The organism is Lactobacillus sp. CA30L (assembly GCF_059900845.1).
In genome coordinates this window covers 194,663-219,617 of sequence record NZ_JBWXGB010000003.1, presented here as the reverse complement: position 1 = coordinate 219,617, position 24,955 = coordinate 194,663, and the positions used below count along the sequence as shown (strand labels likewise).

22 protein-coding genes and 1 riboswitch are annotated in these 24,955 nt (G+C 49.7%); of the genes, 14 read left to right on the top strand and 8 right to left on the bottom strand.

Annotated features, from left to right (window positions below):
* Positions 1 to 45 precede the first annotated feature (45 nt).
* Positions 46 to 1,200, bottom strand: a complete 1,155-nt coding sequence (gene nagA / locus AC2JF8_RS05115; RefSeq protein ID WP_500761661.1) for an N-acetylglucosamine-6-phosphate deacetylase — start codon at positions 1,198 to 1,200, stop codon at positions 46 to 48.
* Positions 1,201 to 1,353: 153 nt separating this feature from the next.
* Here nagA and AC2JF8_RS05110 point away from each other — a divergent pair, with 153 nt between their 5' ends.
* A complete protein-coding gene (locus AC2JF8_RS05110) occupies positions 1,354 to 4,347 on the top strand; it encodes a glycoside hydrolase family 31 family protein (RefSeq protein WP_500761659.1) in 2,994 nt (997 codons plus the stop codon).
* Between the two features lie 78 nt (positions 4,348 to 4,425).
* Here the strand turns inward: AC2JF8_RS05110 and AC2JF8_RS05105 are convergent, their stop codons facing one another.
* Positions 4,426 to 5,325, bottom strand: coding sequence for a cytochrome C5 (locus AC2JF8_RS05105; RefSeq protein ID WP_500761657.1), 900 nt, complete (start codon positions 5,323 to 5,325; stop codon positions 4,426 to 4,428).
* A gap of 162 nt (positions 5,326 to 5,487) precedes the next feature.
* On the opposite strand from AC2JF8_RS05105, the gene AC2JF8_RS05100 reads away from it, so the two are divergent.
* Positions 5,488 to 6,726 (top strand): MFS transporter, encoded by a 1,239-nt coding sequence (locus tag AC2JF8_RS05100; protein ID WP_500761655.1) that lies wholly within the window; start codon positions 5,488 to 5,490, stop codon positions 6,724 to 6,726.
* Positions 6,727 to 6,919: 193 nt separating this feature from the next.
* On the opposite strand, the gene AC2JF8_RS05095 is transcribed toward AC2JF8_RS05100, so the two are convergent.
* Entirely contained in the window at positions 6,920 to 8,161 is a 1,242-nt protein-coding gene (locus AC2JF8_RS05095; RefSeq protein ID WP_500761653.1) for an MFS transporter, read from the bottom strand.
* A 110-nt stretch (positions 8,162 to 8,271) separates the two neighbouring features.
* Between AC2JF8_RS05095 and AC2JF8_RS05090 the strand changes: the two genes are divergently transcribed.
* From AC2JF8_RS05090 to AC2JF8_RS05080, 3 genes are all read left to right on the top strand, one after another.
* Positions 8,272 to 9,123 carry a helix-turn-helix domain-containing protein gene (locus AC2JF8_RS05090; protein ID WP_500761651.1) on the top strand — a complete coding sequence of 284 codons (852 nt, stop codon included), beginning with the start codon at positions 8,272 to 8,274 and terminating at the stop codon, positions 9,121 to 9,123.
* Positions 9,124 to 9,188: 65 nt separating this feature from the next.
* Entirely contained in the window at positions 9,189 to 10,151 is a 963-nt protein-coding gene (locus AC2JF8_RS05085; protein WP_500761649.1) for a class A sortase, read from the top strand.
* 163 nt (positions 10,152 to 10,314) lie between these two features.
* A complete protein-coding gene (locus tag AC2JF8_RS05080) occupies positions 10,315 to 11,931 on the top strand; it encodes an alpha-glucosidase (protein ID WP_500761647.1) in 1,617 nt (538 codons plus the stop codon).
* Positions 11,932 to 12,058: 127 nt separating this feature from the next.
* On the opposite strand, the gene AC2JF8_RS05075 is transcribed toward AC2JF8_RS05080, so the two are convergent.
* The gene (locus AC2JF8_RS05075; RefSeq protein ID WP_500761645.1) at positions 12,059 to 13,051 is read right to left on the bottom strand and encodes a LacI family DNA-binding transcriptional regulator; all 993 of its coding nucleotides are present in this window, start codon (positions 13,049 to 13,051) and stop codon (positions 12,059 to 12,061) included.
* A gap of 201 nt (positions 13,052 to 13,252) precedes the next feature.
* Between AC2JF8_RS05075 and AC2JF8_RS05070 the strand changes: the two genes are divergently transcribed.
* From AC2JF8_RS05070 to AC2JF8_RS05055, 4 genes are read left to right on the top strand one after another with little or no spacing between them, the layout of a single operon-like run.
* Positions 13,253 to 13,969, top strand: a complete 717-nt coding sequence (locus AC2JF8_RS05070; RefSeq protein ID WP_500761643.1) for a transaldolase — start codon at positions 13,253 to 13,255, stop codon at positions 13,967 to 13,969.
* Positions 13,970 to 14,012: 43 nt separating this feature from the next.
* Entirely contained in the window at positions 14,013 to 15,695 is a 1,683-nt protein-coding gene (locus tag AC2JF8_RS05065) for a PTS system mannose/fructose/sorbose family transporter subunit IID (RefSeq protein ID WP_500761641.1), read from the top strand.
* 12 nt (positions 15,696 to 15,707) lie between these two features.
* On the top strand, positions 15,708 to 16,127 hold the full coding sequence (locus AC2JF8_RS05060) for a PTS sugar transporter subunit IIA (RefSeq protein ID WP_500761639.1): 420 nt from the start codon (positions 15,708 to 15,710) through the stop codon (positions 16,125 to 16,127).
* The gene (locus AC2JF8_RS05055; protein ID WP_500761637.1) at positions 16,105 to 16,590 is read left to right on the top strand and encodes a PTS sugar transporter subunit IIB; all 486 of its coding nucleotides are present in this window, start codon (positions 16,105 to 16,107) and stop codon (positions 16,588 to 16,590) included. Before AC2JF8_RS05060 ends, AC2JF8_RS05055 begins: the two co-directional genes overlap by 23 nt.
* Positions 16,591 to 16,695: 105 nt before the next feature.
* On the opposite strand, the gene AC2JF8_RS05050 is transcribed toward AC2JF8_RS05055, so the two are convergent.
* The 3 genes from AC2JF8_RS05050 to glpK form a co-directional block, all read right to left on the bottom strand.
* The gene (locus tag AC2JF8_RS05050) at positions 16,696 to 17,202 is read right to left on the bottom strand and encodes an O-acetyl-ADP-ribose deacetylase (RefSeq protein ID WP_500761635.1); all 507 of its coding nucleotides are present in this window, start codon (positions 17,200 to 17,202) and stop codon (positions 16,696 to 16,698) included.
* A gap of 159 nt (positions 17,203 to 17,361) precedes the next feature.
* Positions 17,362 to 18,135 (bottom strand): tyrosine-protein phosphatase, encoded by a 774-nt coding sequence (locus tag AC2JF8_RS05045; protein WP_500761778.1) that lies wholly within the window; start codon positions 18,133 to 18,135, stop codon positions 17,362 to 17,364.
* A gap of 26 nt (positions 18,136 to 18,161) precedes the next feature.
* The gene (gene glpK / locus AC2JF8_RS05040) at positions 18,162 to 19,673 is read right to left on the bottom strand and encodes a glycerol kinase GlpK (RefSeq protein ID WP_500761633.1); all 1,512 of its coding nucleotides are present in this window, start codon (positions 19,671 to 19,673) and stop codon (positions 18,162 to 18,164) included.
* 139 nt (positions 19,674 to 19,812) lie between these two features.
* Between glpK and thiD (AC2JF8_RS05035) the strand changes: the two genes are divergently transcribed.
* The 3 genes from thiD (AC2JF8_RS05035) (at position 19,813) to AC2JF8_RS05025 (ending at position 22,143) form a co-directional block, all read left to right on the top strand.
* Positions 19,813 to 20,625, top strand: coding sequence for a bifunctional hydroxymethylpyrimidine kinase/phosphomethylpyrimidine kinase (gene thiD / locus AC2JF8_RS05035; RefSeq protein WP_500761631.1), 813 nt, complete (start codon positions 19,813 to 19,815; stop codon positions 20,623 to 20,625).
* A 61-nt stretch (positions 20,626 to 20,686) separates the two neighbouring features.
* Entirely contained in the window at positions 20,687 to 21,355 is a 669-nt protein-coding gene (locus AC2JF8_RS05030) for a type 1 glutamine amidotransferase (protein ID WP_500761776.1), read from the top strand.
* Positions 21,356 to 21,519: 164 nt separating this feature from the next.
* Positions 21,520 to 22,143, top strand: a complete 624-nt coding sequence (locus tag AC2JF8_RS05025) for an NAD(P)H-binding protein (RefSeq protein ID WP_500761629.1) — start codon at positions 21,520 to 21,522, stop codon at positions 22,141 to 22,143.
* 148 nt (positions 22,144 to 22,291) lie between these two features.
* Here the strand turns inward: AC2JF8_RS05025 and tenA are convergent, their stop codons facing one another.
* On the bottom strand, positions 22,292 to 22,951 hold the full coding sequence (tenA, locus tag AC2JF8_RS05020) for a thiaminase II (protein ID WP_500761627.1): 660 nt from the start codon (positions 22,949 to 22,951) through the stop codon (positions 22,292 to 22,294).
* Between the two features lie 208 nt (positions 22,952 to 23,159).
* Positions 23,160 to 23,260, top strand: a riboswitch (TPP riboswitch).
* An 86-nt stretch (positions 23,261 to 23,346) separates the two neighbouring features.
* Here tenA and thiM point away from each other — a divergent pair.
* A complete protein-coding gene (gene thiM, locus AC2JF8_RS05015; RefSeq protein ID WP_500761625.1) occupies positions 23,347 to 24,135 on the top strand; it encodes a hydroxyethylthiazole kinase in 789 nt (262 codons plus the stop codon).
* A gap of 11 nt (positions 24,136 to 24,146) precedes the next feature.
* Complete coding sequence (gene thiD, locus AC2JF8_RS05010) at positions 24,147 to 24,950, top strand: bifunctional hydroxymethylpyrimidine kinase/phosphomethylpyrimidine kinase (protein WP_500761623.1); 804 nt, start codon at positions 24,147 to 24,149, stop codon at positions 24,948 to 24,950.
* Positions 24,951 to 24,955: the final 5 nt, after the last annotated feature.

The window sequence follows — 24,955 nt, the reverse complement described above, 5'->3', positions numbered from 1 at the left end:
TTCCCTTACACGGAAACGATTTTTTTGTTTATTATTTATTTTCTGCTAGGCCTGGTAGCGCGATTCCCCACTTAGGTAGGTCTCGCTCAGGGTCATGTCCGGGTTCAGAACCAGGAAGTCGGCATCCTTGTCGGGGGCAATGGAGCCGCACTTGTCCAGAACATCAGCACTCTTGGCCGGTACGTATGAAGCCATCATGATGGCCTCTTCCGGTGTGGCAATGTTCCAGTCCACCAGGTTCTTCACGGCCGTTTTCAGCTGCAGAATGCTGCCGGCCAGGTTGTCGCCGTCCTTTAAGCGGGCCATGCCATCTTTAACATAAACTGGCAATTCGCCCAGCATGTAGTCGCCGTCAGGCATCATGCCGGCCTCCATGCAGTCCGTGATGAGGCAGATGTGCTCTGGCCCCTTAAGCTTAATCAGCGTGCGCACCATCTCCGGCTGAACGTGGTGACCGTCGCAGATTATTTCATCAGTCACATTATTCAAGGCCATGGCGGCATTAGAAATCGAGGAGTCGTGGTGACCAGGATCCGGCATTCCGTTAAAGGTGTGGTTGAACATCGTCGCGCCCGCTTCCACGCCGGCCTTGGCCTCAGCAAAAGTTGCACTGGAGTGACCAAGAGATACCACTACGCCCTCCTTAACTGCGGCCCGGATAAATTCTTGGGCCCCCTTGCGCTCGGGTGCCATCGAGATCTTGCTTAACAAGTCCCGAGATTCATCCCGCCACTTATTGAACTGGTCGATATCGGGATCGAGCAGGTACTTGGGGTCTTCCGCACCAGCATGTTCGGGCGTAAAGTACGGTCCCTCAAAGTGCAGGCCCTGAATCTTGGCACCGGTGCCCTCGCCCTTGTGTGCGCCAAACATTTGGCAGATCCTGGTCAGGTTGTCAGCAGTTGTGGTGTAGGTGGTCGGCAGCCAGCTGGTCACGCCCGATTGCAAAAATCCCTCCGCTAAGCGATTGATGCCGGCCCAATCGCTCTTGGTCACGTCTTCTTTAAGGGAACCGTGGACGTGCGTGTCAACGAGGCCCGGCGCAATCCACTTGCCGGCATAGTCGACGATCTTCCCCGTGGGCTTTTGTTCTTCGGGATAATAAAAGCCAAACTTGCCGTCATCCTGGACCTCAAGGTAGCCACCCTCTTCGGTCACGTTTTCAAGAAAGAATTTATCTGCATGAATGTAATAAGTCATTGTTTTGCCTTTCCGTTAAAACTTTCTTCTGCTATTTATAAGCTTATTTTAGCTTAATCAACTGGTCTTTACCAGTTCAATCACAAATACTACCGAAACTTTTCGTTTTTTAGTTATAATAAGTAGTAAGTAGACTAAACAGGAAGCAAAATCATGATTAAAGATACGCAAACAAACAGTCATCAATTAGGCGTACTGACCGGTGCCAGCAGGTGCGAAAACTATTACGAGCTGCACTTTGCCACTGGTGAGGTCGCACGCTTTTACGTTTTAGCAGACGGCATTTTCCGCTTTTTACTCGACCCCGACGGCAATTTTGCAGAGGAACACGCAAACTTTGTGCAATTGTCCGCATTTTCGAGCGCGGCCTTTGAACGATCGACCGTCCGGGCAACCAACGACTCGCTGATCATCCAGGCGGGCAACTACCAGGTCATCTTCAGGCAAAACCCGGCAACGATGAGCATCTTCGACGAAACACTGCACAGGACCCGGATGAAGCAGGCCCACCCACTGGAACTGGCAGACGATGCAGCCACCGAGTTTCTCATCCAAAACAAAAATGAGTTTTACTTTGGCGGCGGCTTGCAAAACGGCTACTTCAGCCACAAGGGCCGGCAAATCGAGGTTAAGCGTGACCACATCACCGGCCGGGGCGGCGTTCTCATGCAGGTGCCATTTTTCTGGTCAAATGCAGGCTACGGCGAGGTGCGCAACTCCAACCTAACGGGCACTTACGACTTCGGCAAGCAAAACCGCGGCGAGACCACGATTCGCCACGAGGACCCCGTCTTCGATACCTTTTACCTGGTGGGCAGCACCCCTAAGGCTATCTTGGCGAAGTACTATGCACTGACGGGCAAGCCGTTAATGATGCCCAAGTACACGCTGGGCCTGGGGCACATGGGCAACTTCTGCACGACCCTGTGGCAGCCCAGTCAGGCCAAGCAGCGCAACGCCAGCCGGTTCAACAATAATTATTACACCCGCACCAAGGACGAAAAATGCGTGTCGGGCCGCGCCTCCCTCAACGGCGAGGAGAACTACCAGTTTTCGGCACGGGCAATGCTTGACCGCTACCACGCGCTGCACTTTCCGCTTAGTTGGTTCGTTCCCAATTACGGCGTAGAGCCGGTCAACTTCCAGTCGCTCGACTTCTTCAACGATTACGCCGAAAGTCAGGACGTCCAGCCCGGATTCTGGCACGAGCAAAACGCTGCGCTGCCCGAAAAAATTGCCTTCACCGCAACCGGAAGCGACGCGACAATAGCCGCAGACACGACAAAGCTGCAGGACAAGTTGCAGCAAAAGCGGCCACTGGTTTTAAGCGGAGGCGGCTTCATGGGCATGCAGAAAGACGCCGCCCTGGTCTTTGCAAGCGTGGGGGGCAACTGGGAGAACATTGCCACCCAGGTTGCCGGCCTCATCGGGGCCAACCTCTCGGGGCAGCCGCTTGCAGGTGCCGCCGTTGACGGCGCCCAGGGCGGCGGCAACGCCCAGATTTACGTGCGCGACTGGGAGTGGAAGGTCTTTACCCCCCTGCTGTTTAACCTTGACGACCAGGGCGATTTTAGCAAGACGCCATTTTCTTACAACAAAAAGATAACGGAAATCAACCACGCATACTTGCAGCTGCGTGCACGGCTTGCCAACTACTTGTACACCTTGAACGCACAGGCACGCTACGGCGCCGGCATCGTGCGTCCCCTCTTCATCGCGTTTCCCGATGAGCGGGCCAATTACACGGAACAGTTCGGCAGCGAGTTCATGCTGGGAAGCAACCTGCTGGTTGCGCCGGTCACTAACGGCCGCGAAGACGAAGAAGGCAACACGCGCAAGGACAACCTCTACCTGCCCGGTAAGCACACGGTGTGGGTCGATTTGTTTACCGGACAAAAATATGCCGGTGGCCGCGTCTACAACGATCTGGCCTACCCGCTCTGGCACCTGCCGGTCTTTGTCCGCGGCGGTAGCATTTTTGACTTCGGCAAGCGTGACTACGTGCTCTACCCCCAGGAGAACAGCCAAACGGTCATTTACGACGATGATGACCTGACCGACTTCGCGCACAACCACTGCGAAACGCACATTACTAGCAAAGTCAGCGCCGGAAAATTGACGGTGACGATTGATCCGGTCAAGGGCAGGTACCCGGACCTGGACACGAAGCAGGAGACCGGACTGACGGTCCTGTGCGATTCCTACCCCGACAGGACAACGGTCAAAATCAACGACGAGATTATCCCCATCCAGGAATACGGCTCCCTGGACGCCTTTGAGCACGCCCGCGAAGGCATCTTCTACAACACGAGTTATGCGCTGCCTGAGTTTGACCGCTACCAGGATCACAAGCAAACGGCACTGCAAATCAAGCTGGCCGGACGTGATATCACTGATACCAAGATTGAAGTGACAATTTCAAACTTCAATTACGCCCAAAACACCCTGGTGCATGCGATCACCAGCAGCCTGCTGCCTTCGCCGAAGCTGCCTTCGGTTGACTCAAGCAAGATTACAGCGCACTCGTTCGAACTGGCCTGGCCGCGGCCGAGCAGAGTACAGGTCGAGATTAACAACATCCTTTACGAAGGCATCACCGGCAAGGACTTCACTTTCCATGAATTGACGCCCAACACGCGCTACATCATTCGTATGCGTTACGCCAGCGGCAATAAGGTCTCCGAGTGGTCCGACCTCTTCGGCGTTATCACCAAGCACGCGGCCGAAGACTATGCAGTTACGGATATTGAGGTCACAAGCAACCGGTCCAGCCGCCCGCACCACCCGCTCGCATACCTGGCAGACCTTAAACTGGCCAGTGAGTGGCAAACCGCTGAGGTGGCAAAGCCGGATGATCCCGTGGTACTGTCCTTTGCTTTTCGTCAAGTGGAAAAATTGAGCAGGATGGTGTTCGTGCCCCGCAACCTCGACCACGAAGGCGACCCGGTCGACATCAGCATTGCCGTTTCAAGCGATGGCGAAAATTACACTACGTACGCCGACCACCTGCACTGGAAGGCCGACAGCAAGAACAAGGTTGTGGGCCTGCGCGACGTGCAGGCACGCGCGGTGCAGCTGACAATCTATCAATCCGCCGGCCAGATGGTGGCCGCACGTGAGGTGCTGCTTTACCGGGCCAAAAAATAATCAGCAAAACAAAAAAGTTGGTAAATCACCGTCTTAATTCGACGTGTCTTACCAGCTTTTTGCTTGCTCTTTATATTTCTACGCAAACCTATCCTTTTTAACTATGCGGTAAATGGCGATTGCTAAGACCAAGACGGCACAGAGCATCGCGACGTAGGCCATGGGGCCAATCGTGATTGCGGCTTGGGCCTGGTCGCTTGCCATCCTGTTTTCTACCGCGTATTCCACAATCCACTTGCGCAGCAAATGCGGCGTCAATACTAAGCTGACGGTTGCGACAACCGCGGATACCAGTGCCGTGTTTCTAGCATAAGGCTCCCGGAAAAACTGGGCCAAAACACAAAAGGCCGGCGCAATCATGAGCAGCAGCACCCACATAATGATGAGCCGTCCAGCACTACTATTCATCATCTGTGCGCTGTTGGCCGCATAGCGGTACTTGCCCCATAACTGCCCGCCCGTCAGCGTGTTGAGCAGGCTCAAAAAATACGATCCCCGCTGACCGTAAACACCAGCGCGGTTGGACAAGAGCCCCTGAACAACCTGAAGGCCGTCGGTCGATCCAGCGGTCGAAAAGTTGACGGTAACCACCTTTTTCATGTAGGTCGCCAGGAACATAACGATCGACCCGCCAAACTGAAGTGCACGCAGCATGCTCAGCTTGCGCGAATCCTTCAGTTTGAACTCAAGGCTGAGAACGCGGCTGGGATGGTGGCTGCGACCAATAACCAGGACGCCGAACACAACCAGGATTGCCAAAAGCGCCAGTAGCCACCATTGCTTGGCCATAATCAGAAAAATTGCCAGGACAACAATTGCTACTGCAAGGTACGGTCGGTCCGAGAAGATTTCCCAAAAATTCAGCTTGAGGTGACGGTAATCCGAACGTTTGGGCGGACCCGGCATTTCAAGCGTGGACCTCGTGCTACGCTGCGTGTCCGCATGATTTTTTTGGCGGCGGTATTCACGTCTAGTCATTGGTGAATTTTTCTCCATAAAGCTACTCTTCCCTTCAGAAGCATAATCCTAGCACGTTTCCCGGTGCAATTTCACTGCTTTAGCAAATTCTTAGCAATTTTTGTGTGCTAAAATAAAAAAGATAACGTTTTGCACAAATCACAAAAGAAAGATGAGGATACTTTGCTAAATTCCATTAAATTGCCAGCAGGCTGGCACAAATCTTTTTATACCCTGTGGCTCGGCTGCTTCATCACGGGCATGGGCTATTCAATGACGATGCCGTTTATTTCGTTATTTATTGCTGACCTGGGCCACTACAGCCAGCTGCAAATCAGCCTCTATTCCGGACTCGCATTTGCCGTCACCTTCATTGCCCAGGCAATCGTTTCGCCGTACTGGGGCAACCTGGCCGACCGCAAGGGCCGCAAATTGATGTGCATGCGCGCTTCCGGGGTGATGGCGCTGACGATTACCGCGACCGGTTTTGCCCCGAACGCCATCTACATCATCGTGATGCGCTTCATCCAGGGAGCTTTTTCGGGCTACATCAACAATGCCACTGCCCTGATTGCCGGAGAAACCCCGCACCAAAGAAGCGGCTGGGTCATGAGTCAGATGATGACCGCCGGGACCGCTGGCAACCTGGTTGGACCCCTTCTTGGCGGCGTTTTGTCCAACTTCTTCGGCAACTGGCTGGGGGCCGTCTGGGGCTACCGGATACCCTTCTTTATCACCGGCTTTTTGATGGTGCTGGTCTTCCTTGGTTCGACTTTCTTTGTCAAGGAGGAGTTCACGCCAGTCTCACGTGCTGAGATGAAGCCCATGAAGGAAATCATGCACACCCTGCCAAACATCAAGCTGATTGTCGCAATGTTCATCACTACCCTCCTGGTTCAAGCAGCCAACATGTCGATTGACCCCATCGTCTCGCTTTACGTGAAATCCATGATGCCCAACAGCAAAAACATTGCCTTCGTTGCCGGTATTGTGGCCGCGACGCCGGGCTTAGGAACGCTGCTGGCAGCATCCCGAATTGGCCACAAAATGGATGAGATTGGCCCGTTGAAGATTCTGCGCGTGGGACTTGTTGCTGGTGCCGTGCTCTTTATCCCGATGGCCCTCACGCATTCGCCGTGGACACTCGCCGGGCTGCGCTTCCTGTTGGGGATTGCCAGCGCGGGCATGCTGCCGGCAGCGCAAACGGTGTTAACGCTTAATACGCCACCCGAAAGCTTTGGCCGCATCTTCAGCTACAACCAGTCTTTCCAGGCCATTGGCTCGGTTTTTGGCTCGCTGATGGGCTCTACCATCTCAGGCCTATACAACTACGCTACCGTCTTTTGGTCCACCGGATTGACGCTGCTGCTGAACTTCATCTTAATTGTCTTTTTCAGTTACTCCAAGGCGAAAAACAAGTAAAACTATAAAAACAATACTATCCCATCATCATGGCCGCCGGAGTTTACGCTGCATTTTCTGCAAGTGCAGACCGTGTTGCGGCAGGTCGCGGCTATTCTGGCGGGCGAGGTACAAGTGCCAAAAATAAGAGTGTGCTTTTTGAAAGGCACGCTCTTTATTTATCCGTTTAACATTTTTGGTGACTAACGGCGATTCATGATTTTTTCGTGGTCCTGCTCATTACCACTAGGGTAACGACCAAAACGGCGAGGTTGGTAACAAGCAGCGCCAGAAGGGCATGCGTCACGCTGCTGGCTGCTGCTATCGTTGTGAAAACAGTTGTCATTAGCGGACCGACCACTACCAAAATCGTATTCAGCAGGCCGATAGTTGATGCCAAAATTTTGCGGTCCACCGTCGTCACCATCCACTGGGTTAATTTAGGACTGGCTATCCCACTGAAGAAGCCAAGCAGGCCGTAAGTGAGCAGGCATAAGATGATTTTTTCGCTGCTGGCGGCAATAATTACGCAACTAGCGGCAATCGTTGCCAGAAGGACAACCACATACAGGGACAAGTGCTTAAAGATTTTGGTTCCAACAATACCGCCTAATGCCATGCCACTAGCGGCGCAGACGCCCAGCAAGGCTAACGTGAAGCTGTATGTGCCCAGCACCATTGTTTGCCGGTGGCTAGCCACCACGATTGCTAAGAGCGGCTCAATTGTGCTCAAAATGCCATTTAACAAGGCAATAACCATGACAACCGTCAGTAATCCTTTTGCCTTTTTAACTTGGCGAAAGGCCAAGGCCAGCGTGGCCATAAAGTTCTGGTCATTAACCTCCTCTTTGGCTTTTGCTGTCCCCTTTTCATGCCCGCTGCTCAAAAGATGGAGGTAAATCAGACCGGCCAAGATAAAAGTCAGACCGTTCACGAAGGCTAAAGCTGAGTAAGACATAAACAATAATAGGCCAGACCCCGTAAACTGCGCGATCATGGTAATGAGTTGGGACACGCCGCTCGTAAAGCCCTCGGCAGCGGCGACCTGGTCTTCATCCACCAGGCTGATAACCAGGGGCGTGACCAGCCCCGAGGAGTAGATGCCGGCCGTGTCCGAAATAAAGTTGATGACAATTACCATGGCCACTAAGTTCCAGCCCGCTATGTTTTGGCAGAACAAGACCCCCACTAGCAGGTACAATCCGCCCCGCAGCATTGCCAGCCAGACTGTCTTCTGCAGCTTGTTGGCAGTGCGGTCAGCCAGGTAACCCCCTAAACTCGATAGGAGCCTGGGTACAGATTCCGAAATGGTAATCAGTGACAAGGCGAGGGTGTAATTTTTTAGGTCACTGGCATAGGTATACAGCGCCAGATAGAAGAGGATGTCGCCCGCCGTCGACAGCAAGCTGGCAATTGTAAATCTGCGGTAATTTTTATTTTTTAAAAAGATGTCCATAGTTTTTTCTCCCTTTCCTAATATCCTCAGTATAGCTGCGCTATAATTTTATGTAGCTAAATGTCATATATGAAATTTTTTGAGCAATATTAGCAACAGGAGAAGAGTAAATGACAATTGGGGAGTTATTGAAGCAGTACCGGCTTAAGGCAGGCAAAAATCAAAAGACTTGGATTGGCCCGGTAGTCAGTCCGTCCTTTTATTCAAAAGTTGAGAAAAATGCCAGCCGGATCTCGGCCGCCGACCTCGTTGAAATCTTGCGCTATAATAATGTGGCCATCGCTGACTTTTTTGAGCAAATTGACTACCAGGCAAAACCGGCTAAAGAGGTGGTCAAGGAGCTTAACCAGCAGATCTACCAGGCCTACTACAGGTCTGACCGTGATGCACTCAAGCAAATCCGGCAAATTGTTGCAAGCAGCAGCTTATCCGAAAAAGACGACTTGCTGCTTGATCTTGACGCCTACATTTACCTCGTCGGCTTGCCGAACAGCACTTTGCGTCCAGAAACTAAGCAGCAGCTCAAAAAGCGGTTTTTTAATTCCGAGCAGCTTAACCGAAAGTCACTGGTCATTTTTTGCAACTTCATGTACTTTTACGATTTTGCCAGCAACCTCATCATTACCAAGCGGATCATCAAACAGTTTGCGCGTGCCAATGATAGTGAAATTCAAGCAATTGTTTTGGCGATTGTGATTAACATGCTGATTATGTGCATTGAACACAAAAGCTATGCCGATACTAAGCCGCTGCTCAAGCTGGCCCGCCAAATACCCGCCTCACCCGGAAACTGCTTCCCCAAAATGACCATGGTCATTCTAGAAAATCTGGTCAACTACCACTATGACCGCCGGCGGGAATATCTTGACCGGTGCACGACCATGATTGAACAATTCAGTCTGATTGGGATGAACGAAGGCGCAGACGGTTGGCGAAATTTCGTCGAGCAAAATAAGGGCTAGCAGGACTTATTTATATTTAAATTAAGAGGACAATAATTTTAAAGCAGTTATGAAAAGGCAGCGCAATGACTAAAGAAAAACCAGCACAATCAGTCAAAAGCAAAATCTGGGCCACGATTCGCGTCTTCTTTTTAGCTGCCCTTTTTTACCTGGGCACTGCCCTCATTTTTTTAGGCTCGGGCTTCGGCACCTCTTACCTGGTGCAGGAAAACGCCGAACGCGCCACTAACGGGCTGACGGCCAAGAAGGCGGACCTTAACAAGAAGCGCAGGACCACCTACGACGCCAGCAAAACCGAATCAATCAGCAACACGCGGATATGGCAATCCCGGCAAACAAAGGCTTACGCCATTGGCCGCATTGCTATTCCGGCCGTCAACATTCACAATCCCCTGTTTGCCGGCTACGGCAAGGACAACCAAAATCTGGAATACGGCGTGGTCACCTGCCTGCCTGACCGTGCGATGGGCGGCCACAACAACTATGTTCTAGCGGGTCACTACATGGGCGCGCATGGGCCGGCGGTGTTGGACAACCTGCACCTGGCCAAACGGGGCGACCTCATCTATGTCACCGACCTGCATGATATTTACGCTTATAAGATTAGGCGCATTTCCTTTGCCATCAAGCCCACCCAGGTTGAGGTCGAAAATAACGTCGCAAATAAACGCATAATCACGCTGATCACCTGCTCAGACTTTAACACCTCCAAGTATGGTTACGGCGAGCACCGAACGGTCGTCCAGGGCAATTTGGTCAGCCGCGTTAAGGCCACGCCCAAAAACCTGCTGGCCGCGGAACTGACGGATAGAACGGATAACAGCAAGACCAAACGCGAAGCGGCTTTACCCGCTAAAAAGGGCCACAAGACGATCAACAGAGTTGAACGCGTGCGCCCTGCAGCTCGCTCACAGTTCTTTCAAAGCACCGCTTTTATCAGGGGTGCAATTGCCGTTTTTACTGCTACTATGCTGGTTCTTATTGCCTGGCGCACCACGCGCATCTGGCTGCCCCGACGGCGAAAATAGCTAAGCCAAAACTCCCGGTCAGCAGACGACTGACGGGAAATTTTTTTGCTTGAATACGGGCGGCGAATTTTAAATTTAGATACCGGTAACAACACACGCGCAATCTTTTCGGATGGTATAATTCGCTTATCAGCATAGCGTTTTTGAAAAAAGGAGAATGATTATGACACATTGGTGGAAAAATGCGGTTATTTATCAGATCTACCCCAAGTCCTTTCAGGATTCTAACGGCGATGGCATCGGCGATTTGGCCGGTATCACGCGCCGCCTGGACTACCTGCAAAAGCTGGGCGTCGATGCTATCTGGCTGTCGCCTATTTACCAGTCCCCGGGCATCGACAACGGCTACGACATCTCCGACTACGAAGCTATCGATCCCCAATACGGCACGATGAGCGACCTTGAAAATTTGCTTGCACAGGCACAAAGACGCGGCATCCGCATTATTATGGATCTGGTCGTCAACCACACCTCAGACCAGCACAAGTGGTTCATTGAGGCCCGCAAGAGCAAAGACAACCCCTACCGGGATTTTTACATCTGGCGTGATCCGGTCGACGGCCACGAACCCAATAACCTCAAGTCTGACTTTTCGGGCTCGGCCTGGCAGTTTGATGAAGCTAGCGGCCAGTATTACCTCCACTTTTTTGCCGCCCAACAACCCGACCTGAACTGGCAGAACCCCGACTTGCGGAAGAAAATCTATGACATGATGAACTTCTGGCTAGACAAGGGCATCAGCGGCTTCCGCATGGACGTCATCGAACTCATTGGCAAGGATCCGGACCGCAATATCCGCGCCAACGGTCCCCAACTGCACCCCTACCTGCAGGAAATGAACCGCGCGGTTCTGGCCAAACGGGACGTGCTGACGGTCGGCGAAACGTGGAGCGCGGACCTCGAAAACGTCCATAAGTATTCGGATCCGGCACGACACGAATTGTCCATGGTCTTTCAGTTTGAAGATCAAAATATCGACCAGCAGGAGGGCAAGTCCAAGTGGGACCTGAAGCCAGTAGACAAACACGCGCTTAAGCGAATTCTCATCAAATGGCAGACTGAGCTGGACTATGAGCACGCATGGAACAGTTTATTTTGGGAAAACCATGACGTTCCGCGGGTCATCTCGCGCTGGGGTGACGACGGACAATACCGCGTACAATCCGCCAAGATGTTCGCCATTGCCCTGCACCTGATGCGTGGTACGCCTTACATCTACAACGGCGAGGAAATTGGCATGACCAACTGCCCGGTTAAGGACATCTCCGAAGTCGAAGACTTGGAAAGCATCAACATGTACAACGAGCGGCGCGCACAGGGCCATTCAAAAAAGGACCTGCTCAGAGCAATCAACGCCAAGGGCCGCGACAATGCGCGGCGGCCCATACAGTGGACAGATGGCGAAAAAGCGGGCTTTTCGACCGGTAACCCTTGGCTTGCTGTGAATCCTAACTGCCGCAAAATCAACGTCAAAGCCGCACTGGCTGACCCCAACTCAATTTTTTACACTTACCAAAAACTGATTGCCCTGCGGCACGAAAACGACATTGTTGTTAACGGCGTCTTCATTCCAGTGCCCGCAAGCGACAACGTCCTGGCCTACTACCGTGTGCTGGGCGAGCAGCGCTGGCTGGTTATTGCCAACCTTGGCGGCCAGGATGAACATTTCTCCGCACCCGATCGAATTGACCACGTGCTAATCAGCAATTATGACAAGCCGCAGACGCTGCAGGACCTCACACTCAGACCATACGAGGCCTTTGCGGTAATCGTCAATTAAAGTAAGTTTTAGCCTAATAAGACTCACAAACCATAGAAAATTGTGGTTCTTATTTCAATATAAAAGCTAAAATTTATAATATTTAAAGACTTATCATATTAGTTTCTACTGCAATTAAAGCTTTAATTTAAGTAGTTTGCCTTTTAATTAATGAAACAGGAATTGTGAATTTATGTTCCAAAACTTCCTCTTGTTTTAATATTTTTAAAAGATTTGAGCAAGATACAACTGCAATTTTAGAGGTATCTTGCCTTATAGTAGTCAGCTGCAGTTTGCTTGCAACAGGCGAATCATCAAACCCAACTATACTAAGTTGGTCAGGAATGCTTGCCCCCTCTTCAATTGCTAATTGATAGATATAGCTTGCAACATTATCATTAATTGCAAAAATCCCCAATTTTTTATGACTGCCTAACAATTTTTTTATTTGTTTTACCAGTCTATCTTTAACCAAATATATTTCATCGGAGTTGGTTTCAGTATTAATAATTATTGGTTCTGCTATTCCACGATTTCTTGAGGTTTCTATAAAACCCTTAATTCTGTTCTTATTACTAGAAAATCCATTATCTTTATTGGTAATCATAATTGGGAAACAATCTCGATCAATTAAGTGGTTGGTCGCCGAAATCGCTCCAGCATAGTTATCAGATGATGCTGTTATTGTATTACTGCTTAACTTGGGAGACCGATCTATAAAAACTGTTGGTAAATTGGCTTGTCCTTTAGAAATCTTGCTCTGTGTCGAAATAACGACCAATCCGTCTACCATATGATTACTCAACTTTGATATATATTTTTCCTCAAGGTTCGAGTTTCTCTCCGTATTGCATACGATAGTCAAATAATCTTGCTTAAAGAAGTATTGTTCACACTTTTTTACTATTGAAGCATAATAAGAATTGGTTATATCTGGCACTAAAATACCGATTATTGCTAAACTACCTTTACGCATCCCTTTTGCAATCATATTTTGGGAATAATGATTTTCTTTTGCTATTTTTAAAATTTTATCCCTAGTTGTTTCAGAAAATCTTCCTGTATTATTTAAAACTCGTGAAACCGTCGAAACAGAGAAACCGCTTATACGCGCAATGTCTTTTATTGAGCTAACTACCATTTACATAACCTTTTTGCTTAATTGTTTATCATTTATTTTCTTATTTGTACTTTACATCTTACTAACAACATTATACAATAAAAATGTAATCAGCGGAAACGCTTGCATAAAATAATATAAGTGCCCTAGTATAAGGGCTTATATTTTTTCCGTTTGCGCAAACGTTACCGCAAAAGTATATGAAACTAGGAGGAAATTTCCATGAAAGTTAACGATTTAAATGTTCAGATTTATGCTGACGGAGCAGTTATTGATGACATGATTAAGGCCAAAGAAAGTGGATTTGTTAAGGGCTTTACTACCAATCCATCATTGATGAAAAAAGCTGGTGTAACAGATTATATGAGTTTTGCAAAAGAAGCATTGGCCAAAGTCACGGGATTACCAATTTCTTTTGAAGTATTTGGTGACGACTTTGACACAATGAAAAAGGAAGCTGAAAAAATTGCCACACTTGGTAAAAATGTTTTTGTAAAAATTCCTATTACTAACACAAAAGGCGAGTCATCCGTTCCGTTGATCAAAGAATTATCAGCCGAAGACATCAAAGTCAATGTAACTGCAATGTTTACCCTGCAACAGGTAAAAGATGTTCTGGCAGTTTTAAAGCCGGGCTCTCAAAATATCATCTCTATCTTTGCTGGCCGCTTGGCTGATATTGGCATTAATCCAATCCCTCTTATGAAAGAAGCAGCAAAACTTTGCCATGAAAATGGAAACGGATGGCTTCTTTGGGCAAGTTGTAGAGAAGTAATTAACGTATTCCAAGCTGACGAATGCGGCTGTGATATTATTACTTGCACGGCTCCAGTGATCAGCAAATTCCCATTAATAGGAACAACCCCAGAAGAGCGCTCACTGCAAACTGTTCAAGACTTCAACAAAGATGTTAAAGCCTTAGGATTTTCAATTTTATAGTTAATAGACTTTTTAAAGCATTAAAGAAAGTAGAGGCGTTAAAATGTTTTTATCAGCGTTGCTAGTAGCTTTACTAGCCATTATTTCTCAATGGTGGTTTTTTGCACCGGTAACACGGTGCCTGACTTATCCGCTAACTACCGGTTTATTAGTCGGTCTATTTATGGGCAACCCTATGTTAGGCATGCTTTCAGGTGCAACAATTCAACTAGTTTATCTAGGGTGGATTAACACCGGTGGCGTTATGCCAAGCAATACAATGGTGGCTGGTATTTTTGGTACTGCGTTAACCATATTATCTGGAGCCAATCCAAAACTAGCCGTAACATTTGCAGTTCCGTTTTCGCTTATCGGTTTATTGATGGTTGAAATTTATCAAAGTGTGAATTCGTTTTGGGTTCACCGTGCTGATGCAGAATTAGCTAAAGGCAACGTTAAAGCCATTAGATTTCTAAACTATATTCCTTCATTGCTAGTAGCCACTGTTGTTTATGGTATTCCCGCCTTTTGTTTGGTATTTTTTGGACGTGGCTGGGCACAAGGAATGCTCAGAATGATTCCTAAGAGTCTGACCACTGCACTGGAAGTAGTTGGTGCCATGATGCCTGCTTTAGGTATCGCAATGCTGCTCAACTATCTAGGCAAGAAGTCATTGGTACCATATTTTTTCATCGGTTTCTTTCTAACGGCTTATTTAAAACTGCAAATTATGGCAATTGCAATCTTTGCTGGTCTTATTGCATACCTTCTTTATATCAACCAAAAAGCGGGCAATACGAAGAAAAGCGATGCACCAACCAAGAAGAGAGTTCGCAGGTTAACTCTTAATAACCGTAATGGTGAGCAGGAGACTCTTGCAGCTGCTGCGCCGGCTCAAGAAGATAGCACTAGTCAAACTATTTCTCCAGCAGATTATAAAGTTAAATTAACACACGGTGACCTAGTTAAGACATGGTTATGGGAACAGTCAGACGAAGCAGCATATAACTATGAGCGTCTACAGGCCTTAGGTTTAACCAACATGATGATTTATTCAATTAGCAAGCTCTATCCTCAAAATAGACAAGCTGATGAGTTAAAGAAATATATGGTATTTTTTAACACTGAACCTCATATGGTTGGGCCAGTTATTCACGGTATTGCTCTTTCAATGGAAGAAGCCCGTGCTAACGGTGCCGAAGTAAGTGCTGAAGATATTAATGGTGTTCGTACTGGATTAATGGGCCCTGCAGCGGGTATTGGCGATACGGTTCAGCAAGGTATTATATTCCCTATTCTAGCAAGTATAGGTGCGACCATGGCACTAGATCATAACTATTTTGGTCCAATTATGTTTACAGTCGTATTCGAATTGATCATCTATGCTATCGGTTACTGGATGTTTATGTATGGCTACAAAAAGGGAAAAGCCTCAGTTGTTTCAATCTTAAAGAGTGGTTTACTGGATAAGGTAACCAACGCATTTTCAATTGTTGGATTAATGGTAGTTGGTACGATGGCAGCAACAAGAGTGACTATTAAGACCCCATTAGTTTGGCATGTTGGTCAAAGTGTAATCAAACTTCAGGCTTTATTTAACCAATTAGCCCCAAGTCTAATCCCATTACTATTCACATTACTTGTATGGTGGCTCTTACGGAAGAAGGTCAACGCAAGTATTATTGTAGTAGGCATCTTTGTAGTAGGTATTCTTTGTTCATACTTAGGTATCTTAGCTACTATTTAAGGAGATTTTAAATTGATACAAATCGTTTTAGCCAGTCACGGTGACTTTTGCTCAGGCATTAAGCAAACCGTTGAAATGATTGCAGGAAAAACTGAGAATCTTGAAACAATATCTTTTAGGCCTGGTCAAAGTCCTGATGACTACCGAACAAAATTTGAACAGGCGTTAAAAGATAGCAAGAATATTCCTACACTAGTATTAGCCGATTTAAAAGGTGGAACTCCTTTTAACACAGCAATGTATTTAAAGAAAAACCACAATTTAGAAATAGTTACCGGCGTTAATGTTCCAATGCTTTTGAGCATAATTACTACAAGAACTGATAATAGTTCTATTGAAGATTTGCTAAAAATTTCTTTATCCAAAGAAAACTGGGGCATTCAAAACGCAAAGTTAGGAGGCTCACATCATGCAAAACTTAGTATTAACTAGAATAGATGACCGTTTGATCCATGGTCAAGTTATGACAAAATGGCTTAAAGAAACCGGTGCACAAAATGTTGTTATTGTTGATGATGCGACATCAAATAACGATTTTATGATTAACGTTTTTGAACAAGCCGTGCCGGAAGATATTGGTATTGGTGTATTTAATAAAGAAGATGGTGTCAATTTTTTTTCCCAACCATTAGAAGCACCTACGATAATTTTGGTTAAAGTTCCAGAAACCATTGAATACATGGTTGATCATGGCGTCGATATTAAAGATCTTGACTTAGGTGGCATGGGCGCTAAAGAGGGACGCAGTACGTTATACCAGTATATTTCAACAAGTCCCGAAGAAGATAAATGTTTCTATCGCTTGCTGGATAAGGGGCTCAACGTTTACGTTCAAATTGTTCCACAAAACGAGAAGCAATCAATTAAACCTTTGCTTGATAAGAAAAACAAATAGTAAACAACTTACTTATAAATAAAAAGCTCACAGTAATTAATTAATAATAATTACTATGAGCTTTTTTGTAGTTAAACGGTCTTAATCCACTACTAAATATGGTAATCAATTTCCTACTTCGCTGTGGTAGATGTCAGCCGTTTCATCGTCAAACGCGCACAGAATGACCTGCAGCGGATAATTCAAGTGGCGGCCGAGCCAGTTTCTAACCGTGGTCACGGCAATAACCGCCGCCCGCCTGCGGGGAAAACCGTAGGCCCCCGTTGAGATTGCCGGAAAGGCAATTGAGTGGAACTGGTGGTCGTGCGCCAGATCCAATGAGTTGACGTAGCAGGCCTTGAGCAGCGCATCATCGTGCGCGCTGCCCGCATAAACGGGTCCCACCGTGTGAATCACAAACTTGGCCGGCAACCGGTAGCCGCCCGTAATCTTAGCCGCGCCCGTCGCACAGCCGTGGAGCTTTTTGCATTCTGCCAGCAGCTCGGGGCCCGCAGCCTTGTGAATCGCGCCATCGACGCCCAAGCCGCCTAGCAGCGAATTGTTGGCCGCATTGACAATTGCGTCAACGTGCAGCTTGGTAATATCGCCGTGAACAACCTTGATTTTTGCCATCGCTTCTCCTCCCGTTTTCACTATTATTCTAACCCTAACACCCGTTTCATCCCAAACAAAAAAGTGCGGCCCCGCAAGGCCGCACTTTTTTGTTTACCTATTAGCTAGTGCCTAGCCCTCTTTGCGACATCAAACAAGGTTGCCATGTTAAACGCACCCCTATTCCAAATACATCTGCCTAAATCGCGCCAGGTCGGATGAAGACAAGCCCAGTTCCTTAGTAAAGAAGGTGCTAAAATCGCCCCAGCCGCCACGGATTGTTTCAGTAATGCCCCGGATGGCAACGCCCTCACCCTTAGTGACGTTCATCTTGGCGACCATCTGTGAAATCTCATCATTGCTTGGCAATTGCCGCGCAACCGCAAAGTCGTACAGCTTGTTGGTTAACAAGTAGTCCCGGGCAATCGTGTCGTCATCAACGCCGAGGGCCATCAGGATCAGTGCCGTCACCATGCCCGTCCGGTCCTTGCCGGCGCTGCAGTGGTAAACGAGTGCCTGGTCTCTTGGCAATTGCAGCAGCTCGGTAAAAATCTGCGCAAACATTTTCCGACTGTGACCATTAAGCAGCGTCTGCTGGTAGATGCGACCGATAAAGTTGCCCTGCAAATCGGGAATGTGGTGCAAAAACCGGAAAACCCGGTGGTCCTTCTGGTTGTCACTTGCGTTTTCTGCGTACACGGGGACATCCACCAGCCGGGCGTGGGGCCACAGCATGTCCGGCGCGGAGTGCTTTTCATACTGCGAACGCAGGTCACAGTCAACCGTTATGCGCAGCTTGACCAGGCTGGCCTGGTCGGTCGCCGTTAGCGAACTGAGGGAATCAGACCGGTAGATCTTGTTCCATTTAACCACACGGCCATCCTCATTTTGATAGCCGCCAATGTCCCTGAAGTTCAGTGCGCCGTCCAATTTAATTATGCGTTCATGTGTCACTTTATTCACCTCTTCCTCTCATTATCTCACTTATTCTCTTTGCCGTGTGCAAATAGCTGGGTTGCCTGCACCGCCCGTTTCCAGCCCTGGTAGAGGTGGTTTCGTTCCCCTTGATCCATCTGGCACTCAAAAGTCTTGCCCACCACAAAAATATCTTTCAGTTCCGCCACGTTTTTCCAGTAGCCAACCGCCAGTCCGGCTAAAAAGGCGGCACCCATTGATGTGGTTTCAAGCGTCTTCGAGCGTTCGATTCTGATCCCCAGGATATCGGACTGAAACTGCAGCAGGTAATTGTTGTTGGACGCGCCACCATCAACCCGCAGCGTCGGGATTGTGATGCCCGAATCAACCTGCATTGTGTCAACCACGTCCCTAGTCTGGTAGGCCAAAGACTGCAGCGTAGCCTTGATAAAGTCATTCTTATTTGTTCCACGTGTAACGCCAAAGACCGCGCCCCGAGCCTCCGAGTCCCAATACGGTGCGCCCAAGCCCGTAAAGGCCGGCACAACGTAAACTTCATCCTCAGACCTAGACAACAGCGCCGCTTTTTCGGATTCCCCCGCCGTCTTGATCATCTTCATTGAGTCGCGCAGCCACTGAATGGCGCTGCCGGAGACAAAAATCGACCCTTCAAGCGCATAGGAAACATGTCCGTCAATACCGTAAGCAATCGTCGTCAGCAGGTTGTTGTCGGACTCCGTCGGTTCCTCACCGGTGTTCATCACAATGAACGAGCCGGTGCCGTAAGTGTTCTTGACCATGCCCTTTTTCAGTGCAAGCTGGCCAATCAGAGCCGCCTGCTGGTCGCCGGCAATGCCACAGATTGGCACCTTGCCGCCAAAGAAGGTATAGGACTGCGTGTAGCCGTAGATTTCGGAGTTGGATTTAACCGCTGGCAGCATTATCCGCGGAATATTGAGCAGCTTGAGAATATCTTCATCCCAGCACAAGTCGTGGATGTTGAACAGCATGGTTCTGGATGCATTCGTGTAGTCGGTTACGTGCACCTCGCCGTCCGTTAGCTTCCATAGGAGCCAACTGTCAATAGTACCAAAGAGCAATTCGCCCCTCTCAGCCCGCTCCTGGGCTCCGTCGACGTGGTCGAGAATCCAGCGAATCTTGGTCGCACTGAAGTAGGGATCTACAATCAGGCCGGTCTTTTTATGGATCATGTTGCTGTAGCCGGCTTTTTTGAGCCCCTCGGCGAGCTCCGTTGTCTGCCGCGACTGCCAGACAATCGCGTTATAAACCGGCTTGCCCGTTTTCCTATCCCAAATGACGGTGGTTTCCCGCTGGTTGGTGATGCCGATGCCCTTGATCTGCTCCGGCCGGATTCCTGAATTAATGATTGCATTGGCAATGGTGGTCTGGACAGCATGCCAAATTTCCTCGGCCTTATGCTCGACCCACCCTGGCTGCGGAAAGTATTGGGGAAACTCCCGCTGCGCCGAGGCAACCTTATGCCCCTCGTGGTCAATAATCATTGCCCGGGTGGAAGTAGTTCCCTCATCAATTGCCATAATGTAACTTTTCGCCATAACGTGTCCTTTCTCAAGAAAGCGGTTCATTATAATTTTACTATCTCACTGCGCTTTTACAAGAAATAATTATATCATTGTCCCTATGTTAAGTTATACTGGAGGATAAAATAGACATTAAAGGGAGGAACATAACAAAATGAGCAAAGAAATCATTGCCCTGACAATTGCAGGCAACGACAGCGATGGCAGTGCCGGGATGACCGCGGACCTGCACTCGTTTTACGCCCGCAAGGTCTATGGCATGGGGCTAATGACCGCAGCAGTTGCGGGCAATACGACCGGCATCTACGCCCAGGAGGTCATGCCCGTTGACTTCATTCAAAAGCAGTTTGACGTGCTTAACGCCGACTTTAAAATCAGTGCACTGAAGACCGGCATGCTGGCCACCAAGGACGTGATTACCTGCGTTGCCGCCAACCTGCGCAAGTACGACATGGGCAAAATTGTGCTGGACCCCGTGATTATGACCAAGCACGGCAACACGCTGCTGGACGACGACGCCTACCAGACCTTCTTGGATGAGCTCCTGCCCCTGGCTGATGTCATCACGCCCAACTTTTACGAGCAGCAAAAACTAACGGGGCTAGGGTTAAATTCGCAGGCTGAAATTCACGCTGGGGCCCAGAAATTGCAGGCACGGGGTGCCAAAAACGTGCTGATGAAGGGGCGCCACGATAACGTGCACCAAAAGCAGGTAACCGACGTGCTGCTGACCGCAAACGGCCAGTTCCACGAATTCACCAAGCCCTACATCAACACGAACCGGATCAACGGCACGGGCGATACCCTGTCGGCCGTCATCGCAGCCGAACTGGCCAAGGGCACGTCCGTGGTGGACAGCATTAGCATCGCCAAGAATTTTACCTATGAGGCCATCGCCCACCCCATTGAGGTCGGTTCACAGTATGGCCCCATCAACCACTTCGCCGCCCAGCAGGATACGGAGTGATTTCTCTTTGCCCCCGGGCCACCGTTAAGATATACTTTAACAAGATAAAGGTAGGTGCATGATGGCTGACAAAATGATTAAAATTGCGTACTTATACGAAGATTTGATGAACACGTACGGTGATTCCGGCGACGTCAAAATTATCCAGTTTTTAATGCAGAAGCAGGACTATGAGACGCGCGTGGATAATATCTCCCTGGGCGCTGAATTCAACGCGTTTGACTATGACTTCGTCTTCTTCGGCGGCGGCCAAGACTTCGAACAGACCGTGGTGGCTAAGGACCTGCCCCGTCACAAGGAAACCCTGACCGCCTACCTTAACGCGGGCTGCCCCATGCTCGGCGTTTGCGGCGGCTACCAGCTGGTCGGAACTTACTACAAGACGAGCGCGGGCGTCACAATCAAGGGACTTGACATCCTGCCCTTCCACACGATTTTTAAGGCGGACAAGCGCATGATTGGCGACACGCGCTACATGAGCGAGTGGGGCGAGGTCGCAGCCTTTGAGAACCACTCGGGGCAGACTTATTTTGACGATCAAAACAAGCTCCACCCCCTTGGCAAAATGATAGAGGGCTACGGCAACAACCCGCAGGACCACGTTGAGGGCCTGCGCTATCGCAACTTCATCGGAACCTATTCCCACGGGCCCCTGCTTAAGAACCTCAACGTTGCCAATGCCATTATCAAGATGATTTTGGATTGGCATGAAAAGCGCATCAGCGCGTAGCCAGACAAATACGATAGCAACCAGCAGAACGCGGGCGACTTGAAGATCAGCCACATTCTGCTTTTTGCTTGCTGCTAGCCAAACGTTAAAACTAGTGGGCCGGCTTCAGCCTGTTATAATATAAATACGTACTGGACACCTTGTCAGTCGTCAAAGGAGAGTTTATGAAAGTTTTTGTAGTTGGAGCCAGCGGCCGGGTGGGCCAAAAGCTGTGCCAGGAATTAGTTAAGCAGGGCCACCAGGTCAGTGCGGGCGCGCGCCACTTCGATTCCCTTGAGGGGTTAAAATTAACGCAGGTGCCACTCGACCTGCACTCCGCCGCCGGTGAAATTGCGGCCAAAATTGGCCAGCAAGACGCAATCTACTTTGTGGCCGGATCACGCGGCAGCGATGTTTTAGAAATTGATGCTTACGGCGCAATCAAGACAATGCAGGCGGCCCAAAAGAACAACATCAGTCGCTTCATCATGCTTAGCGGCTACGGCTCCCTGAATCCTGCCTCGTGGGAAAAAACGTCCTTGCGCGAATACTACCTGGGCAAGTACCTTGCCGATAACTGGCTGATGAACCAAACGAAATTATCCTACACGATTCTGCAGCCGGGCAGTCTCACGGAAACGCCGGCCAGTGGCACGATCGCCCTCAATACGAAAGAAGCCGGCGCCAACTCCATTACCGATGTGGCCCACGTTCTAGCCGCCATCTTGGAGCATGACAATACAATCGGCAAGGCAATCCCGATGCACGCGGGAAGCACGCCAATCGACCAGGCCCTGGCCCAGATCTAAAAGCACAAGCGCATAATAATTGCAAAAGAGCTGAATTAGCTTGTTCATCCCTCAAAGTGGATGAAGTTAAAACTCAGCCCTTTTTCTTTTACGCTAATTTAATGTCCCAAAAACAAGCGCTGGTACGCATCCACTATGTCACAAGCCTTTATTCCCATTGTTGCTGTTCATACGCCATCTGCCAGAATTGCAGTTCGTAGTAGCTGCTGCGGACAAAGGCGTTTCTCATCTGCTCCTGCTCCTCTGCAGAAGCACGTTGGGCCAGGATATTGGTTAGTTCCAGGATTTTTACAACGTTCACGCCGTACCAGTCTCCGTCATACGTGTCGATCCATTCCTGATAGATGCGTACGGGCGAGCCCGCCGTTGCCGCCTGTCCGATCTCCTGGTAGAGCCAGTAGCACGGCAGAATCGCAGCGACGGCCGGAGCAACGCCGGCCTCATGCAGCGTCATGTGCAGGTGGTTAACGTAATTGTAGGCGGTGGGCGCAACAGGAACAGCGGCAACTTCTGCAGGCGTAATTGCCAGTTCCTTAAAAAAGTGCTCACGCACCGCTATTTCGGTGTCCTTTAGGTCCTGCGCACGCGCAGCCATAAAAGTGCTAAGCTGCCGATTGTTAGCCTTTTTCCCAATCAGCTTGTGCATCTTGGTAAATTCAGCCAAATAGTAGCGGTCCTGCAGCAAATAAAAGCGAAACTGGGCGGCGGTCAGTTTGTCACTCTGAAGCGCACTTACAAAGGGGGGCTCCCTGCTCTTCTGCCATAAACTGCTAGCCACTTCGTGCAGCTGATTTGTAAATTTTTCCACGTTGTCCTCCTTAGTCGTTTATTGCTTTTGCGGCAAGGTCAACGGGTCAGCGCTTTTGCGGCCCCGCCCCTCGCAACTGCTTTTACAGCCTAAGCTTACCCCAGTCCCGTTTCTAGGGCAAAGGAAAGTTCTACCCGGTGGTCCATTTTTTTAAATAAGTTTTATAAACATGTATTGTATTACTCGCTAAAAGCAGTTATAATGAAAGCGATAACACGAGGGGCGCCTTTTAGGCTGAGATGAAAGATGATTTCAGACCCTTTGAACCTGTAAGCTAATTCTTGCGTAGGAACGTGTCAAATACGATTAGACTTTGGCGCGCATTGTTGTGCCAAAGTTTTTTATTTGCCTGAAGCTAGGGTTGGGTACCTCTTCTATTTTTAAGGAGGAAACAGATGCAGTTAGAGCTTTTAACCAAGTTGCGTGCACAGAACCCCGTTGTTTTGAATATTGCCAACTTTGTCACCGTGCAGGACGTAGCTAATGGCCTGAACGCCATCGGGGCCTCGCCCATCATGAGCAAGGACGTCAACGAGGCAGAGGAAATGGTCACAATGGCGGGAAGTATCGCCATTAATCTGGGCACGCTGACAAAATTACAGACCGCCCAGATGCAGAAGGTCGGCGACCTGGCCGCCCGTTACAAAAAGCCGGTCGTGTTCGACCCCGTTGCGGTTGGTGCCGTCCGCTACCGGTTGAAGACTGCCCTTGACTTGTTGTGGGCTTTTCCAGCAAAAATCATCCGTGGCAACGCCGGTGAAATTGCCGCTTTGGGTGGTTTCGACTGGGATGCGCGCGGCATCGACGCCGGATCGGGTGCCGGCGATCTTGACCACATCACGAAGAAGACGGCAGCCAAACTCCACTGCGTGGTCATCGCTAGCGGTGCAACCGACACAATCAGCGACGGCAAGCGGGTGGTGCACGTCTACAATGGCACGCCGCTCTTTGCCGCCCACGTCGGCTCCGGCGACATGCTGACCAGCATCGTGGCCGCATTTGCCGCGGTCTGCAGCGATCCGTTTGAAGCAGCCCAAACGGCGGCGCTGGTTTTTGCCGCCACGGGGGAACTGCTTGTCAAGGACAATCCTGACCTTGGACCAGGTTCGTTTGGCATGCACCTCATGGACTATTTGGCTCAGGTTCAACCTGCTGATATTGCAAAAATCGCGCACTTTGATTAAGGGTGCTTGTCATGGAAGAAGAAATTAACTCATTCCCGCAGGTGCTCACCATTGCAGGAACCGATTCCGGTGGCGGGGCAGGGATCATGGCTGACCTGAAAACCTTCCAGATGCAGGGCGTTTTTGGCACCGCCGTCGTGGTTGCCGTGACCGCGCAAAACACGCTGGACGTGCAGGACTCCTTTTTGATGCCGCTCGACCTGGTGGATGCGCAATTTGCTTCCCTGGCCGCCGACTTCCGCATTCGAGCCTGCAAGACCGGCATGCTGGGCGACGCGGCCCACGTCCACCGGGTTGCGCTCAACCTGCAAAGATACGACCTCGGTCCCATCACCATCGACCCCGTGATGGTGGCCAAGGGTGGCGCACCGCTACTGGCGGCAGACGCTGTTGCAACCGTCAAAAAGGAGCTGCTGCCCCTCGCCGACCTGGTCACGCCCAACCTGCCAGAAGCAGAAGCCTTAACCGGCATCAGGGCTGCAAATACGGACCAGTACCCCGAATTGGCGCACGCCCTGCAAGCACTGGGCGTCAAAAATGTGCTGATTAAGGGCGGCCACTTGCCAGGCGAGCTGGTCAAAGACTACACCCTCCTTGCAGACGGTTCTAGTTTTTGGACCAGCAGCCCGCGCACGCACACCAAGCGTACACACGGCACTGGCGACACCATGGCTTCCGCCATCACGGCCCAGCTTGCCCTGGGCCACAGCCTGACCGACGCGATTAAAAGCGCCAAAAAATACGTCACCAAGACAATTGCCCAGACCATTCAGGTTGGTCACGGCCACGGTCCGCTCAACCACTGGGCAAAATAGCAAAG

Bases quoted from the DNA above. Each gene is read 5' to 3' on its own strand.
- nagA (WP_500761661.1), bottom strand. From the start codon at position 1,200: ATGACTTATTACATTCATGCAGATAAATTCTTTCTTGAAAACGTGACC.
- AC2JF8_RS05110 (WP_500761659.1), top strand. From the start codon at position 1,354: ATGATTAAAGATACGCAAACAAACAGTCATCAATTAGGCGTACTGACC.
- AC2JF8_RS05105 (WP_500761657.1), bottom strand. From the start codon at position 5,325: ATGACTAGACGTGAATACCGCCGCCAAAAAAATCATGCGGACACGCAG.
- AC2JF8_RS05095 (WP_500761653.1), bottom strand. From the start codon at position 8,161: ATGGACATCTTTTTAAAAAATAAAAATTACCGCAGATTTACAATTGCC.
- AC2JF8_RS05090 (WP_500761651.1), top strand. From the start codon at position 8,272: ATGACAATTGGGGAGTTATTGAAGCAGTACCGGCTTAAGGCAGGCAAA.
- AC2JF8_RS05085 (WP_500761649.1), top strand. From the start codon at position 9,189: ATGACTAAAGAAAAACCAGCACAATCAGTCAAAAGCAAAATCTGGGCC.
- AC2JF8_RS05080 (WP_500761647.1), top strand. From the start codon at position 10,315: ATGACACATTGGTGGAAAAATGCGGTTATTTATCAGATCTACCCCAAG.
- AC2JF8_RS05075 (WP_500761645.1), bottom strand. From the start codon at position 13,051: ATGGTAGTTAGCTCAATAAAAGACATTGCGCGTATAAGCGGTTTCTCT.
- AC2JF8_RS05070 (WP_500761643.1), top strand. From the start codon at position 13,253: ATGAAAGTTAACGATTTAAATGTTCAGATTTATGCTGACGGAGCAGTT.
- AC2JF8_RS05065 (WP_500761641.1), top strand. From the start codon at position 14,013: ATGTTTTTATCAGCGTTGCTAGTAGCTTTACTAGCCATTATTTCTCAA.
- AC2JF8_RS05055 (WP_500761637.1), top strand. From the start codon at position 16,105: ATGCAAAACTTAGTATTAACTAGAATAGATGACCGTTTGATCCATGGT.
- AC2JF8_RS05050 (WP_500761635.1), bottom strand. From the start codon at position 17,202: ATGGCAAAAATCAAGGTTGTTCACGGCGATATTACCAAGCTGCACGTT.
- glpK (WP_500761633.1), bottom strand. From the start codon at position 19,673: ATGGCGAAAAGTTACATTATGGCAATTGATGAGGGAACTACTTCCACC.
- thiD (WP_500761631.1), top strand. From the start codon at position 19,813: ATGAGCAAAGAAATCATTGCCCTGACAATTGCAGGCAACGACAGCGAT.
- AC2JF8_RS05030 (WP_500761776.1), top strand. From the start codon at position 20,687: ATGGCTGACAAAATGATTAAAATTGCGTACTTATACGAAGATTTGATG.
- AC2JF8_RS05025 (WP_500761629.1), top strand. From the start codon at position 21,520: ATGAAAGTTTTTGTAGTTGGAGCCAGCGGCCGGGTGGGCCAAAAGCTG.
- thiM (WP_500761625.1), top strand. From the start codon at position 23,347: ATGCAGTTAGAGCTTTTAACCAAGTTGCGTGCACAGAACCCCGTTGTT.
- thiD (WP_500761623.1), top strand. From the start codon at position 24,147: ATGGAAGAAGAAATTAACTCATTCCCGCAGGTGCTCACCATTGCAGGA.